Below are 15,647 nucleotides of genomic sequence, written 5' to 3'. Positions count from 1 at the left end.
CCCCGTAGGGGCACGCCGGTGGCGTGCCCTCGTCCCATCGCGGTCGTCACGGGCACGCCACCGGCGTGCCCCTACGTGCAGACTCGCGCTGCTTCTCGCCCTGGTGGCCGTCGGCGTGCAGGCGCAGGTCCGGCCGGTCGATCTCCGCGTCGAGCACTTCCGCGCGCCGATGGGGCTCGACGCCGAGCGCCCCCGTCTGAGCTGGGCGCTCGACGCCGGCGACGCGCGGGGCGAGCGCCAGACGGCGTACCAGATCGTGGTGGCCACCACTGCAGACCGGCTCGCGCCCGGCGCCGCCGACGTGTGGGACTCCGGCCGCGTCGTGGGCAGCCGCCAGCACCTCGTCTCGGTCGAGGGCCCGGCGCTCCGGCCCGGGACCCGGTATCACTGGGCCGTCCGCGCGTGGAGCCGCGACGGCGAGCCGTCGGACTGGGCCGCCTCGACGTGGACGACCGGGCGGATGGGCAACTGGGGCGCCGCGCGGTGGATCGGCCTCGACAGCACGCTCGCGGACGCCATCGGGCTGGGGCTGACCGGAACGCCGCGGCTCCGGCACGAGGTCGAGATCGCCAAGCCCGTCACTCGGGCGACCGTCCACGTCACGGGCTTGGGCCACTACGCGCTCTCGATCAACGGCCGCCGCGTGGGCGACGACCTGCTCGGGCCGGGCTGGACCGAGCCGGCGCACCGCGTGCTCGTCAACACGTACGACGTGACGGAGCATCTCCGCCGGGGCGCGAACGCGCTCGGGATCGGGTTGGGCGGCGGGCTCTACCGGATCCCGCGCGGCGGGCCCCACGCCGAGGACCGCTACGCCAAGTACTGGGACTCCATCGGCCCCTTCCAGGCCATCGCGCACCTGACCGTCGAGCACCCGGACGGGACCGAGACCGTGATCGTGACCGACGGCGACTGGGCAGTCGGCGCGAGCCCGACGGTGTTCTCGTCGATCTGGGGCGGCGAGGACTTCGACGCGCGGCTCGAAGCGCCCGGCTGGGACCGGCCCGGCTTCTCGGCCGAGGGCTGGCGTCCGGTCCGCGTCCTCGACGGGCCGGGTGGAGCGCTCGTCGCCCAGACGACCCCGCCGATCCGGGCGCACGAGCGGTTCGAGGCCGTCGCCGTCACCGAGCCGAGCCCGGGCGTCTTTGTCGTGGACCTCGGCCAGAACCACTCCGGCGTGCCGCGCCTGACGGTCTCCGGCGAGCGCGGGCAGACGGTGACGCTGCGGCCGGCCGAGGTCCTGGGCGCCGACGGGCTCGCGGACCCGACGAGCATGAAGCATTGGGGCGAGATCGTGTTCCGCTATACCCTGTCCGGCGACTCCGTCGAGTCGTGGCAGCCCCAGTTCACCTACACCGGCTACCGCTACGTCCAGGTCGAGGGCGCCGCGTTCGACGCCGCCGACGCCCGCGGCGTCCCGCTCGTGGCCCGCGTCGCCAGCGACTGGGTCCACGCCGACGCGCCGCTCGCGGGCACCTTCGAGACGTCGGACGACCTGGTGAACGGGATCCACGGGATGATCCGGGGCGCCATCCGCAGCAACATGATGTCGGTGCTCACCGACTGCCCGCACCGCGAGAAGCTGGGCTGGCTCGAGGAGGCGTACCTGATGGGCCCCTCGGTCCTGTTCAACTACGACGTGGCGCCGATCCTCGCCAAGTGGACCGACGACATGGCCGACGCCCAGGAGCCGAGCGGGCTCGTCCCGACGACGGCGCCGGAGTACACGTTCTTCGGCGGCAACTTCCGCGACTCGCCCGAGTGGGGGAGCGCCGTCGTCCAGGTCCCGTGGCTCGTCCACGTCTGGGCCGGCGACGACAGGCCGCTGCGCACGCACCACGACGCCCAGGCCCGCTACGTCGACTACCTCGCCGGCCGCGCCGAGCCGGACGGGACGATCCGCCACGGGCTCGGCGACTGGTACGACATCGGCCCGAACTTCCCCGGCGAGAGCCAGCTCACGAGCAAGGGCGTCACGGCGACGGCGACGCAGGCGGCCAACCTCCAGGTGATGGCCGCGGCCTCACGGCTGATGGGCCGGCCCGACGAGGCCGCCCGCTACGCCGCCCGCGCGGTCGACCTCCGCCGCGCGTTCAACCGCGCGTTCTGGGACGCCGAGGCCGACCACTACGACACGGGCAGCCAGACGGCCCAGGCCATGCCGCTCGTCCTGGACCTCGCCCTCCCGGGCCGCCGCGACGACGCCCTCGCCACGCTCGTCGCCGACGTCCGAGGCCGTGGGTTCCACCCGACCGCCGGCGACGTCGGCCACCGCTACCTCATCCAGGCGTTGCAGGCCGCCGGCCGGTCGGACGTCGTGTGGCGGTTGGCGACCCAGACCGGGGCGCCGAGCTACGGCGCCCAGCTCCTGGCCGGCGCGACGACGCTGACCGAGGCGTGGGACGCCAACCCGGTCCAGAGCCAGAACCACTTTATGCTGGGCCACATGGAGGAGTGGTTCTTCGCCGGGCTCGGCGGCCTGCGGCCCGACCCCGGCTACCCCGGCTGGCGCCGGTTCGCGGTCCGCCCCGAGGTCGTCGGCGACCTCGGCCACGTCCGGGCCACGCACCGGTCGCCCTACGGCGAGATCGTCAGCGAGTGGACGCGCGACGGCGACGAGGTCACGCTGACGGTCGAGGTCCCGGTCGGGTCCGCCGCGACGGTCTGGGTGCCGACGGCCGATCCCGCCAGCGTGCGAGAAGGGGACGTGCTCGCGGCCGACGCGGACGGGCTGGAGCCGCGCGGCCTGGACGAGGGCCGGGTCGGGTTCGAGGCCCAGCCGGGCCGCTACGTGTTCCGCTCGACGCTGGCGCCGTGACGCGGGCCACGCTCGCGGCGGTGGCCGTCGGGCTCGCGTCGTGCGCGGCGCCGAGCGCGCCGGGTCTGCCCGAGCGCGACGCCGAGCGGCCTAACGTGATCGTGATCGTCACCGACGACCAGCGGGCCGACGCGCTCTCGGCCGCCGGCAACGCCGTCATCGAAACGCCGGCCCTCGACGCGCTCGCCGCCGACGGCACCCGGTTCACGAACGGCTACGTCACGACGTCGATCTGCGCCGTCAGCCGGGCCTCGATCCTGAGCGGCCAGTACGCCCGCCGCCACGGCGTGACCGACTTCGCGACCGGGTTCTCGGCCGAGCAGATCCGCGACACCTACCTCGCCCGGTTCGAGGCGGCCGGCTACGTCACGGGCTTCGTCGGGAAGTGGGGGCTGGGCGGGGCGCTCCCGGACACGCTCGTCGACGTGTGGCACGGGTTCGGCGGCCAGGGGAGCTACGCCGCGACGGACGCTGACGGCGAGTCGGTCCACCTGACGCGCCTGCTGGAGCGGCAGGCGGTCGGCTTCCTCCGCGAGGCCGCCGCCCAGCGCGCCCCGTTCCACCTCTCGATCTCGTTCAAGGCGCCCCACGTCGAGGACCCCAACCGCTTCCCCTCGGATCCCGCCTTCGACGCGCTCTACGCTGGCGTCCCGATCCCGCCGCCGGCCGACACGGCGTACGTCCGCACAGAGAGCCTGCCCGCGTTCGGCTTCGCCGACAACGCGCGCGAAGAGGGACGGGCGCGCTGGCGCGTCCGCTTCGCCACCGACTCGCTCCGCCAGGAGAACGTCCGGCGGTACTACCGGTTGGTGGCCGGCGTCGACCGGGCCGTCGCCGCGATCCGGGCCGAGCTGGAGCGGCTGGGCGTGGCCGAGCGCACGGTCGTCGTGTTCACGAGCGACAACGGGTTCTTCCTGGGCGAGCACGGGCTGGCCGGGAAGTGGTACGGCCACCAAGAGTCGGTCCGTGTTCCGTTATTGATATTCGATCCACGGTCCCCGGCCAGCGGCCAGGTCCGCGACGAGATCGCGCTCAACATCGACGTCGCGCCGACGGTCTTGGACCTGGCCGGGCTGGCGGTGCCGGCCGGGATGCAGGGGCAGAGCCTGCGCCCGCTCGTCTGGGGCGAGGCGGTGCCGTGGCGGACGGAGTTCTTCTACGAGCATCTGTTCGGCTACGACGGCCGGATCCCCCGGACCGAGGGCGTGATCGGGGAGCGATTCTCGTACCTCCGCTACGTCGACCCCGAGCCGGCCGTCGAGACCCTGTTCGACCACGCCGTCGACCCGACCGAGTCCGTCGACTGGACGCGCCACCTCGACGCGCGGCCCGCGCTGGCCGACACGCTCGCCGCGCTCCGCCAGCGGTGGGCCCGGTACCGCGACGCGCTCCGGTAACCGGGCCGTCAGGGTCGGGCGGCGGCGGGCGGTCTCTTGAGGGCCCACCCTCCGTGCCCGTGCTCGTCCGCCTCGCTCTGCTCCTCGCGCTCGCCGCTGGCGCCCACGCGCAAGAGCCGCTGTACCGCGACGCGAGCGCGCCCATCGAGCGTCGCGTGGCCGACCTCGTCGGGCGGATGACGCTCGCCGAGAAGATCGGCCAGCTCACGCAGTACACGGCCCACGGGACGGACGAGGCGCTCTACGAAGGCCAGATGCGCGAGGGCTCGGCCGGGAGCTACCTCAACGTCGCCTTCTCGTGGATTACCGTCGACACGTCGGGCGTCTACCAGCTCGACCCGAACGGGACGCTGGCGGAGGGCGCGCGGCGCACGAACCGGTTGCAGCGGATCGCGGTCGAGGAGAGCCGCCTGGGCATCCCGGCCCTGTTCGCCCACGACGTGATCCACGGGCTGCGGACCATCTTCCCGGTCCCGCTCGGGATGGCGTCGTCGTGGAACCCGGCGGCGACCGAGCGGGCGGCCCGGATCGCCGCCGTCGAGGCCTCGTCCATCGGCATCCGCTGGGTCTTCGCCCCGATGGTCGACGTGTCGCCGGACCCGCGGTGGGGGCGGATCGTCGAGGGCGCCGGCGAGGACACGTACCTCAACTCGGTCATGGCCGCCGCCGCCGTCCGCGGCTTCCAGACCGACGACCTCACGGACCCGACGGCCACGCTCGCGACGCCCAAGCACTACGTCGCCTACGGCGCGGCCCTCGGCGGGCGCGACTACAACACCGTCGACGTCTCGATGCAGACGTTGCGCGAGGTGTACCTCCCGCCGTTCCAGGCCGCGCTCGCCGAGGGCGCCGGCTCGGTCATGGTCGCGTTCAACGAGATCGCCGGCGTCCCGGCCACCTCGAACCCGACGACCGTCCGCGACATCCTGCGCGGCGAGTATGGGTTCGACGGGATCGTCGTGAGCGACTGGGGCTCGATCTGGGAGACGCAGCCGCACGGCTACGTCGCCGACAACTGCGAGGCCGGCGCCCGCGCGCTCCAGGCCGGCGTCGACGTCGACATGCAGTCGAACGCCTACCGCGACTGCCTCGCCGACCTGGTCGCGAGCAGGCGCGTGTCGCTAGCGGACGTGGACCGGGCCGTCGCCAACGTGCTCCGGGCCAAGTTCCGGCTCGGCCTGTTCGAGACCCCGTACACGGACGAGAGCCGGGCCGACCGCGAGCTGCTCTCGGACGAGCACGCGGCGGCAGCCCGCGAGATCGCCGGCCAGTCCATCGTCCTCCTGAAGAACGAGCCCGTCGGCGGCGCGCCCGTGCTGCCGCTGGCGACCGACGTCGGGCGGATCGCCGTGATCGGATCGCTCGCGGACGATCCGAAGGCCCAGCTCGGAAGCTGGTCGGCCGCTGGGGCGACCGGCGACGCCATCACGGTCTTGGACGCGATTCGCCAGCAGGCGACTGGCGAGGTCGTCTACGCCCGGGGCGCGGCGCCCGACACGTCGGACGCGAGCGGGATCGAGGAGGCCGTCCAGCTCGCGGCCGGCGCCGACATCGCCGTGCTCGTCGTCGGCGAGACGGCCGACATGTCGGGCGAGGCCCACAGTCGGGCGTCGCTCGACCTGCCCGGCGCCCAGCCCGAACTGGTCCGGGCCGTCCACGCGACGGGCACGCCGGTCGTGGTCGTGCTGATGAACGGCCGGCCGCTCTCGACAACGTGGGAGGCCGAGCACGTGCCGGCGATTGTCGAGGCCTGGTTCGGAGGGACGATGGCGGGCCCGGCCGTGGCCGACGTCCTGTTCGGCGCGCGCAACCCGTCCGGCAAGCTGCCGGTCACGGTGCCGCGGACGGTCGGCCAGGTGCCGCTGACGTACAACCCCAAGAACACGGGGCGCCCGTGGCTCGAGGGCTACGTCGACATCGAGAACGGTCCGCTGTACCCGTTCGGCTGGGGCCTCAGCTACACGACGTTCGCGTACTCGGACCTCGCGGTCGCCGACACGACGGTGGCCGTCGGGGGCGATGTCGAGGTGTCGGTGACGCTCGCCAACACGGGCGGCCGGGGCGGCACCGAGACCGTCCAGCTCTACCTCCGCGACGAGGTCGCGAACGTGACGCGGCCCGTGATGGAGCTCAAGGCGTTCCGTCAGGTCGTGCTGGCGCCGGGCGAGCGGCGGACGGTGTCGTTCGCGCTCGGGCCCGACGACCTCGGCTACCTCGACGCGGCCGGCGTTCGCCAGGTCGAGCCCGGGCGGCACCGGGTGTTCGTCGGCGGGTCGTCGGCGGAGACGCTGGAGGCCGCGTTTCATCTTGTCCCGTAGGTCCCCGTGGGGACACCATGCATGGTGTCCCTACCGCCCGCGCCCCTCTTTCGTAGAACGCTGCTCGCTATGACCCGTCGCCTCGCCCCGCTTGCCGTGCTCCTGCTCGCGGCCTCCGCCAGCGCCCAGCCGTTCCACCGCGACCGGACGCCCGACCAGGCGCCGGACTGGGAGACGCTCGACGTCCTCCACATCAACCGCGACGCGCCCCGGGCCACGTTCTTCCCGTTCGCCGACCGGGCCGCCGCGCTCGCCAGCGACCCCGTCCAGACGCCGACCTCGCCGTGGCGCCTGAGCTTGGACGGCCGGTGGGCCTTCGCGTTCTCGCCCAACCCGGCGGCTCGGGACCGCGACTTCTGGCAGCCCGGCTACGACGACGCCGAGTGGGACGCCATCGACGTGCCGAGCGACTGGCACATGCGCGGCTACGGCCAGCCGATCTACCTCAACGTCCGCTACCCCTTCCCGAAAGCGTGGCCCGACATCCCCGACGAGATCAACGAGGTCGGCCAGTACCGGCGGTCGTTCGACGTGCCCGCCGACTGGAGCGGGCGGCGCGTGACGCTGCACTTCGGCGGCGTCAACTCGGCGTTCTACGTCTGGGTCAACGGGCGCGAGGTCGGGTACAGCCAGGACTCGAAGGTGCCGGCCGAGTTCGACGTGACCGACCACGTGCGGCCGGGGCGGAATGAGATCGCCGTCGAGGTGTACCGCTGGAACGACGGGTCGTACCTCGAGAACCAGGACTTCTGGCGGCTCGCCGGCATCGAGCGCGAGGTCTTTTTGGTGGCCGAGCCCAACCTCCGCATCGCCGACGTGGACGCCGTCGCGGGACTGGACGAGGACGACCGCGACGGGACGCTCGACCTGGCCGTGACGCTCGACCACCGCACGGGCGCCGTCCCGGCGGGCGCGGCGACCGTCCGCGCCGAGCTGCTCGACGGCGTGGCCGGCGACCGCACGCCCGACGTGCTGTGGACCGACGAGCGCGCGGCCCGCGTCTCGACCGGCCAGCGGACGGTGGTCCCGTTCGACACCGTGGTCCCCGACGTCCGCGCGTGGACGGCCGAGACGCCGCACCTCTACACGCTCCTGGTCACGCTCCTCGACGCCGACGGGCGGACGCTGGCGGTGACCCGCCACGACCTCGGCTTCCGCGACGTCCGCATCGAGGGCGGGCAGCTCTTGGTCAACGGCCGGCCGGTCACCATCCGAGGCGTCAACCGGCACGAGCACGACCCCATCGACGGCCACGTGGTCTCGCTGGCGGGCATGGTCCGCGACCTGGAGCTGATGCGGGAGGGCCACGTCAACGCCGTCCGCACGAGCCACTACCCGAACGACCCCCGGTTCTACGCGCTCACGGATCGGCACGGGTTCTACGTCGTCGACGAGGCCAACATCGAGAGCCACGGGTACCTCTACGACGGGCCCGGCAACTCGCTCGGCGAGCAGCCCGAGCTGATGGAGAGCCACCTCGACCGGATGCGGCGGATGGTCGAGCGCGACAAGAACCACGCCTCCATCGTCCTGTGGTCGATGGGCAACGAGGCCGGGCCGGGCGTCAACTTCGAGGCCGGCTACCAGATGATGACCGAGCGCGACCCGACGCGGCCCGTCGTCTACGAGCCCGTCGGCCGCCAGCCGATCACCGACGTCGTGGCGCCGATGTACGCCCAGGTCCCCGGCATCCTGGAGTTTGCCGACTCGGGCGACGCCCGCCCGCTCATCTTGATCGAGTACGCCCACGCGATGGGCAACTCGCTGGGCAACTTCCAGGACTACTGGGACGCCATCGAGAGCCGGCCCAACTTGCAGGGCGGGTTCGTCTGGGACTGGGTGGACCAGGCGTTCCGCGAGACGGCCGGCGGCGACCCGCGCTTGGTCGGCATCGAGACCCTGCCCCCAGGCACGCCCTTCTGGGCCTACGGCGGCGACTACGGCGAGACGACGCACGACTCGACGTTCGTCAACAACGGGCTCGTCCGCGGCGACCGGACGCCGCACCCGCACTTCTGGGAGATGCAGCGCGTCTACGAGCCGGTCGACGTGGTGGCCGAGGACGTGAATGCGGGCCGGTTCGCGCTCGTCAACAAGTACGACTTCGTCTCGACCGAGGGACTCGTGGTCGATTGGCGTGTCACGTCGGACGGCCGCGCGGTCGCGGAGTGGACGTCGCCGGCGCCGGTCGTGGCGGCGGGGGAGAGGGGCGCGCTCGACTTCCGACCGCCGGCTCTGGGCGTCGTCGAGCCCGGCGCCGAGGGCCACCTGACCGTCGAGGTCCGCCGGCCGGAGGCCCGGCCGCTGGCGCCGGCCGGCGTCGTCGTCGGGCGCGGCCAGTTCGAGCTGGGCGTCTCGCGCGAGGCCCCCGCCCCGGACCCGGCGCCGCGCGCGCCGCTCGTCGTCACCGACGGGGGCGACGGCGTGGCCGTCGAAGGCCAGGACTTCGCGCTCACCATCGGCGGCGCGAGCGGGACCATCGACGCCTGGACGCACCGGGGCGTCGCGGTGATCGGGCCCGGCGACGCCGGCCCGGTCCCGAGCTACTGGCGCGCGCCGACGGACAACGACCTGGGCAACCAGCTCGAGCGGCGCCTGGGCGCGTGGGAAACGGCGACCGCCGAGCAGTCCGTCCGGTCGATGGAGCACCGGATGCAGGGGGAGGACGCCGTGGTGACGGTCCAGCGCGCCCTCGCCGGCAACGTCGGCACGGCGACGGTGACGTTCACGGTGCGGCCGGACGGGGCGGTCCACGTCGAGCACGCGCTGGCGCCGGGCGCCGGGGCGCCGGACGAGGTGCCACGGGTGGGGTTCGACCTCGCGCTGGCACCGGCGTTCGACCGGATGACGTGGTTCGGGCGCGGGCCGCACGAGAGCTACCGCGACCGCGAGACGTCGGCGTTGGTCGGCCGCTACGACCTGGCCCTGGCCGACGCCGTCGAGCCGTACGTCCGGCCCCAGGAGACGGGCAACCGGACCGACGTCCGGTGGCTGGCCGTCCACGACGGCCACGGGGCCGGCCTCCTGGCCGTCGGCGACTCGCTGCTGGAGGCGTCGGCGTGGCCGTTCGGGATCGAGGCCCTCGCGCTCGACCGGAGCCGGTCGCGCCACGGCGCCGAGGTCGAGCTCGCCGCCAGGGAACACGCCGTGACGACGGTCCGCCTCGACTGGGGCCAGTTCGGCGTCGGCGGCGACAACTCGTGGGGCTTCCCCGTCAACGAGCCGTACCGGATCGCGACGCGGCCGGTCCGCTACGGCGTCACGCTCCGCCCGTTCACGACGGCCGACGGCGACCTGGGCACGCTGGCCCGCCGGTTGCGCCCGACGCGCTCGCCCGGCTGAGCGCCGGTTGTCGGCCCGAGGTCCAGGCGCAAGGGGTGGCCTTGGCGAAGCCGCGCCGATGGCCTACACTCGACGTGTCCTCCCGTCACACCGATGCGTGTCGTCTGCCTGGCTGTCTTGTCCTGCGCACTCGCGCTCGTCCCGGCCCAAGCGCAAGAGGTGCCCGATGGGCCGCCCGTCCTTCGGGTGCCGTCCATGCCCTCTCCCCCGCCGGGCGCCACGAAGCAGCCGCGGTTCGGCGTGCCCGACGGCGCCGACCCGGTCCTCCCCGTCCCCGGCATCTACCCGGCGGAGGGGCCGGAGGGCACCTCGCCTGCGACGCTCGCCCGGACTCGAGCGATGGCCGACCTCGTCAACGCCGTCCTCCTGGCGGAGACGTGGCAAGACGCCGAGACCGTCGCCGCCGAGGCCGTGGCGAGCGCGCCCACCGAGACGCCGCGCTACGTCCTCGAGCAGAGCGCCGGGATGGCCCTGCTCCTGCGCCCCGACTACCTGGGCGGGCCCCCGACGGCGGGCGAGATCGCGTCGGCGGGGCAGTGGCTGGACCGCCTCAACGAGACCCGCTACGCGCACCTCCCGGACCTCCTGCGGCTGGTCGAGGCGGTCGAGGGGACGTGGCCGCGCGAGCGCGTTCGGGCCGCCGCCGCTCGCGCGGTGGCGTCGGACCATGAGTGGCAGATCCGCCAGTCGGCGCTGACGCAGATGGCAGCGTGGGCCGCGACGGTCGAAGGCGTCGAGCCCGTCCTCATCCCGTCGTTCCCGGACGGGGTGGCGGAGGCCACGCACGTCGTGGCGCACCGCCGTCTCGTGGATCTGGCCGAGTGATCGGGCGGAGCCGTCCGCGCGCACGAGTGTCGGGGACGGACGGCGCTGGGGGGTCTTCCCCCCGATGACCGTCGCCCTGTTCGCCCCCTGCTACGTCGACCAGTTCTACCCCGGCGCGGCCGTCGCCACGCTGCGGCTGCTGGAGGCGCTCGGCCTCGACGTGGCCGTGCCCGACGGGGCCGTCTGCTGCGGGCAGCCGATGGCGAACGCCGGGTTCGCCCAGGCCGGCGCGGCGACCGAGGCCGCGTTCGAGCGGACGTTCGCGCCGTTCGACGTGGTCGTCACGCCGTCGGCGAGCTGCGCCGGCCACTTGCGGGCCCACGTTCCGGGCGCGGGCGGGCGGACGCAGGAGCTGTGCGGGTTCCTCCACCAGACCATCGGCTTGGACCGGGTCGCGGCGCTCGGCGCGCGGTGGGACGCCCGCGTCGGCGTCCACGTCGGGTGCCACGGGATCCGCGGGCTGGGTCTGGCGACCCCGACCGAGGCCGGCCCCGACGCCGACGGCCCGACGGGCACGCTCCGCCACGACGTCGTCGCCGCGCTGCTGGGGACCGTCGCCGGGCTCGACCAGGTCGAGCTGGCGCGGCCCGACGAGTGCTGCGGGTTCGGCGGCACGTTCGCTGTCGCCGAGCCGGCCGTCTCGGTCGCGATGGGGCGCGCGAAGCTGGCCGATCACCTCGGCCACGGGGCCCAGGCCATCGTCACGACAGACCTCTCGTGCGGGATGCACCTCGACGGGCTCGCCCGCCGCGCCGGCGAGCGCCTGCCGGTCGTCCACGTGGCCCAGGCGTTGATGACGGGCGTCGGGGTACCGGCATGATCCCGCTCCCGGTCCTCACCCACACGGCCGCACCCGGGCCGGTTGACCACGCCGCCGCGGCGGCCACCTTCACCGCCGACGCCGAGCGGACCGACTGGCACGACGGGGCGCTGTGGCACGTCCGCGAGAAGCGCGACCGGGCCGTCGCCCAGGTCCCCGAGTGGGAGGCGCTGCGCGCGACGGCCTCCGCCATCAAGGACCACACGCTCTCTCACCTCGCCGCCTATCTGGAGCAGTTCGAGGCGGCGGCGACCGCCAACGGCGTGACGGTGCATTGGGCCCGCGACGCCGCCGAGCACAACCAGATCGTCGGCGGGATCCTCGCGGACGCAGGCGCGACGCGCCTGGTCAAGTCGAAGTCGATGCTGACCGAGGAGTGCGCGCTCAACCCGTTCCTGGAGGCGCGCGGAGTCGAAGTCGTGGACACGGACCTGGGCGAGCGGATCGTCCAGTTTTTGGACCAGGACGCGGCGTCGGGCGACGGCGTCCGCGTCGAGGCGCATGGCGGCGGGCCGAGCCACATCGTGATGCCGGCGATCCACCTCAAAAAGGAGGAGGTCGGGCGGCTGTTCGAGCGCCGGCTCGGCACGGCCCCCGGCGACGCCGACCCGACGCGGCTCACGCGCGCCGCCCGCGCCCACCTCCGCGCCCACTTCCTCCAGGCCGACGCCGCGCTGACGGGCGTCAACTTCGCCGTGGCCGAGACGGGCGAGGCCGTCGTGTGCACGAACGAGGGCAACGCCGACCTGGGCGTCCACCTCGCGCCGGTCCAGATCCACTCGATGGGGATCGAGAAGGTGATCCCGCGCCGGGCCGACCTGGGCGTGTTCACACGGCTCCTGGGCCGGAGCGCGACCGGCCAGCCGATCACGGTCTACACGGCCCACTACCGGCGCCCGCGGCCGGGCACGGCGATGCACGTCGTGATCGTCGACAACGGACGGACGGAGCAGCTGGGGCGCCCGGCGTTCCGAGGCTCGCTCAAGTGCATCCGCTGCGGGGCCTGCATGAACACGTGCCCGGTCTACCGCCGGAGCGGCGGCCACAGCTACGGCTCGACGGTCCCGGGCCCCATCGGCTCGATCCTGACGCCGGGCCTCGACCTCGAAAAATACGCCGCGCTCCCGTTCGCGTCGACGCTGTGCGGCTCATGCACGGCCGTCTGCCCGGTCATGATCGACATCGACGCCCAGCTCTACGCCTGGCGCCAGGTCGTCGCGGACGCGGGCCATGCCGGTCGGGCCAAGGGGCTCGCGATGACGGTCGCCGGGGCCACGCTCGGCGGCGCCTCCCGTTTTTCTCGGCTGGGGCGGACGGCCCGGTGGGCGCTCCGCCGGCTCCCGCGCTGGCTGACCCACGCCCGGCCCAACGTGTGGGCCCAGACCCGCGACCTGCCCGAGCCGCCCGCGCAGTCGTTCCGCCAGTGGGTGAAGGCGCATCGCCCCGACGTCGAGTGACCGCCCGCGACGCCATCTTAGAGGCCGCCCGGCGCAACGCGCCCGCGCCGACCCCACTGCCCGACCTGCCCGGCGGCCGGACTGGCGCGGAGCCTGGGCTCGTCGCCCGGTTCCGCGCCCAGATCGAGGCGTCCGGCGCGACCGTCGTCGAGGCCGACGGCGACGCGGCCCGCGCCGTTCAGGCAGCGGTCCCCGACGCCGTCCGCATCGCGTCCGCGGCCGACGGCGTGGCCGGGACGGTCGCCCTCGACGGCGACCCGCACGCCCTCGCCGACCTCGACCTGTTCGTGTGCCGGGCCGCGCTGGGCGTGGCCGAGAACGGGGCGATGTGGCTTCCCGAGTCGGCGCTGGGCGCGCGGGCGGCCCCGTTCCTGGCGCCGCACGTGGCCGTGGTGCTCTCGGCGGCGACGGTCGTCCCGACGATGCACGACGCCTACGGGGCGCTCGGGGAGGCCGAGGGGTTCGGCGTGTTCGTGGCCGGGCCGAGCAAGACGGCCGACATCGAGCAGTCGCTGGTGATCGGCGCGCACGGCCCGCTGGGGCTGACGGTCGTGCTGGTGCCGTAGCGACGTACCCTTGGGAACGCCTCGCCTGCCATGCGCCCTCTCGCCCTCGCGCTCGTCCTGGTGGCCGTCTCGGGGTGCGGGACGGCCGGGCCGGAGGCGACGCCGGTCGGCGGGATCTCCGACGCCGAGCGGAACGGGGCCCGCAACGCTCTCGAGCTGCTCCGCGGGCGCTACCCGGCCCTCCAGGTCGAGGAGACCGGGCAGGGCCTCCGCCTCACGATCCGGCGGACGGGCGAGTCGCCGGTCGTCGTCATCGACGGGACGCGGTCGGTCGGCACCGGCGAGGCCGTCGGGATCCCGCCCGGCGAGGTCGCCGAGATCGAAGTGCTGACGTCGATGGCCGACACGCTGATCTACGGGGCCGAGGCCGCCCGGCGCGGCGTCGTCCGGATCACGACGCGGATGGGACAGCGGGGCCGCGAGTAGAGCCGCCGTCAGGGTCTCCCCGGGGCCGGGCGTCTTGGGCTAGACTGCGGACTCCCTCACCCGACCCGCTCGCATGGACTTCGCCCTCATTGACTACGTCGTCTTCGGCGCCTACGCTGCCCTCATCATCGGCGTCGGCCTGTGGGTCTCGCGCGAGAAGGAGGGCCACGTCAAGGACTCCGAGGACTACTTCCTGGCCGGCAAGTCCCTCCCGTGGTGGGCCATCGGCGCCAGCCTGATCGCCTCGAACATTTCGGCCGAGCAGTTTATCGGGATGTCGGGGTCCGGCTTCCGGCTCGGCTTGGCCATCGCGAGCTACGAGTGGATGGCGGCGATCACGCTCTTGGTCATCGCCTACTTCTTCCTCCCGATCTACCTCGACAAGGGCATCTTCACGATGCCCCAGTTCCTGGAGAAGCGGTTCGACGGCCGCGTGCGGACGTTGCTGGCGGTGTTCTGGCTGCTCGTCTACGTGTTCGTCAACCTGACGGCGGTCCTGTACCTCGGCGCGCTCGCGCTCGAGGGGATCATGGGCGTCCCGCTGTTCTGGGGGATCGCCGGGCTCGCCTTGTTCGCGACGGTCTACTCGATCTACGGCGGGCTCGAGGCCGTCGCCTGGACCGACGTCGTCCAGGTCGTCGTGCTCATCGGCGGCGGGCTCCTGACGACGGTCCTGGCCCTCGACGCCTACGCCGACGGGGGCGGGGCCGCGGCCGGGTTCGTCCAGCTCGCGCGGGACCTGCCCGGCCGGTTCGACATGATCCTGGGCCCGGGCGACCTCCTCTACGAGACCGACGCCGGGACGACCGAGGACGCCTACCAGCTCCTGCCCGGGCTCGGCGTGCTGCTGGGCGGGATGTGGGTGGCCAACCTGTTCTACTGGGGCTGCAACCAGTACATCATCCAGCGGGCGCTCGCGGGCAAGTCGCTGAAGGAGGCCCAGCGCGGGCTCGCGTTCGCGGGCGGGCTCAAGCTCATCCTCCCGCTCATCGTCGTGATCCCGGGCATCGTGGCCTTCGGGCTCGACGCGCCCATCGACAAGGCGGACCAGGCGTACCCGTGGCTCCTGTCGAGCTACATCGGGCCGGGCCTGAAGGGGCTGGCGTTCGCCGCGCTCGCCGCCGCCATCGTCTCGTCGCTGGCGTCGATGATGAACTCGACGGCGACCATCTTCACCATCGACCTCTACAAGTCGCGGAACCCCGGCGCGTCCGAGACCCGGCTGGTGACCATCGGCCGGATCGTGAGCCTGGTGGCCATCACGATCGCGGCGCTCGTGGCGTACCCGCTCTTGGGCGCCATCGACCAGGCGTTCCAGTACATCCAGGAGTACACCGGCTTTATCAGCCCGGGCGTCCTGGCCGTCTTCGTGATGGGCCTGTTCTGGCGGAAGGCGACGGCGAACGCGGCCCTCGTAACGGCGGTCTTGTCGATCCCGCTCTCGGCCCTCGCCAAGGTGCTCCTGCCGTCGATCCCGTTCCTCAACCGGATGGGCTACGTGTTCCTGGTCTCGGTGGCCCTCATCGTCATCATCTCGCTCATCGAGGGGAAGGGGGCCGAGAGCCCGAAGGCCGTCCACGTCGGCGACGTCGACCGGGGGAAGGACCCGGTGTTCCTGGTCTCGGCCTTCGCCATCCTGGGCGTGACGGCCGTCCTCTACGCCATGTTCTGGTAGCCG

The 15,647-nt window shown here is 73.5% G+C and carries 10 protein-coding genes; all 10 read left to right on the top strand.

Annotation, left to right across the window (positions count from 1 at the left end; all coding sequences use genetic code 11):
• Positions 1-103 precede the first annotated feature (103 nt).
• Complete coding sequence (locus ACOOHE_RS19000; RefSeq protein ID WP_420455670.1) at positions 104-2,818, top strand: family 78 glycoside hydrolase catalytic domain; 2,715 nt, start codon at positions 104-106, stop codon at positions 2,816-2,818.
• A complete protein-coding gene (locus tag ACOOHE_RS18995) occupies positions 2,815-4,215 on the top strand; it encodes a sulfatase (protein ID WP_420455669.1) in 1,401 nt (466 codons plus the stop codon). Before ACOOHE_RS19000 ends, ACOOHE_RS18995 begins: the two co-directional genes overlap by 4 nt.
• Before the next feature lie 59 nt (positions 4,216-4,274).
• Complete coding sequence (locus ACOOHE_RS18990; RefSeq protein WP_420455668.1) at positions 4,275-6,533, top strand: glycoside hydrolase family 3 N-terminal domain-containing protein; 2,259 nt, start codon at positions 4,275-4,277, stop codon at positions 6,531-6,533.
• Positions 6,534-6,602: 69 nt separating this feature from the next.
• Entirely contained in the window at positions 6,603-9,875 is a 3,273-nt protein-coding gene (locus ACOOHE_RS18985; protein ID WP_420455667.1) for a glycoside hydrolase family 2 TIM barrel-domain containing protein, read from the top strand.
• A gap of 93 nt (positions 9,876-9,968) precedes the next feature.
• Complete coding sequence (locus ACOOHE_RS18980) at positions 9,969-10,700, top strand: hypothetical protein (protein ID WP_420455666.1); 732 nt, start codon at positions 9,969-9,971, stop codon at positions 10,698-10,700.
• A 64-nt stretch (positions 10,701-10,764) separates the two neighbouring features.
• On the top strand, positions 10,765-11,520 hold the full coding sequence (locus ACOOHE_RS18975; protein WP_420455665.1) for a (Fe-S)-binding protein: 756 nt from the start codon (positions 10,765-10,767) through the stop codon (positions 11,518-11,520).
• Positions 11,517-12,977: a lactate utilization protein B gene (locus ACOOHE_RS18970; RefSeq protein ID WP_420455664.1), complete on the top strand. Its 1,461-nt coding sequence runs from the start codon at positions 11,517-11,519 to the stop codon at positions 12,975-12,977. Before ACOOHE_RS18975 ends, ACOOHE_RS18970 begins: the two co-directional genes overlap by 4 nt.
• The gene (locus ACOOHE_RS18965) at positions 12,974-13,543 is read left to right on the top strand and encodes a LutC/YkgG family protein (RefSeq protein ID WP_420455663.1); all 570 of its coding nucleotides are present in this window, start codon (positions 12,974-12,976) and stop codon (positions 13,541-13,543) included. The genes ACOOHE_RS18970 and ACOOHE_RS18965 overlap by 4 nt, the downstream gene beginning before the upstream one ends.
• Before the next feature lie 30 nt (positions 13,544-13,573).
• Positions 13,574-13,969 (top strand): hypothetical protein, encoded by a 396-nt coding sequence (locus ACOOHE_RS18960; RefSeq protein ID WP_420455662.1) that lies wholly within the window; start codon positions 13,574-13,576, stop codon positions 13,967-13,969.
• Positions 13,970-14,042: 73 nt separating this feature from the next.
• A complete protein-coding gene (locus tag ACOOHE_RS18955; protein ID WP_420455661.1) occupies positions 14,043-15,644 on the top strand; it encodes a sodium/sugar symporter in 1,602 nt (533 codons plus the stop codon).
• Positions 15,645-15,647 lie beyond the last annotated feature (3 nt).

It is taken from the genome of Rubrivirga sp. (assembly GCF_965213695.1).
GTDB lineage: Bacteria > Bacteroidota > Rhodothermia > Rhodothermales > Rubricoccaceae > Rubrivirga.
This window is presented reverse-complemented; position numbering and strand designations above follow the sequence as displayed.

Coding starts and splice junctions, on each gene's coding strand:
- ACOOHE_RS18975 (WP_420455665.1), top strand. CDS start 10,765: ATGACCGTCGCCCTGTTCGCCCCCTGCTACGTCGACCAGTTCTACCCC.
- ACOOHE_RS18985 (WP_420455667.1), top strand. CDS start 6,603: ATGACCCGTCGCCTCGCCCCGCTTGCCGTGCTCCTGCTCGCGGCCTCC.
- ACOOHE_RS18980 (WP_420455666.1), top strand. CDS start 9,969: ATGCGTGTCGTCTGCCTGGCTGTCTTGTCCTGCGCACTCGCGCTCGTC.
- ACOOHE_RS18970 (WP_420455664.1), top strand. CDS start 11,517: ATGATCCCGCTCCCGGTCCTCACCCACACGGCCGCACCCGGGCCGGTT.
- ACOOHE_RS18960 (WP_420455662.1), top strand. CDS start 13,574: ATGCGCCCTCTCGCCCTCGCGCTCGTCCTGGTGGCCGTCTCGGGGTGC.
- ACOOHE_RS18955 (WP_420455661.1), top strand. CDS start 14,043: ATGGACTTCGCCCTCATTGACTACGTCGTCTTCGGCGCCTACGCTGCC.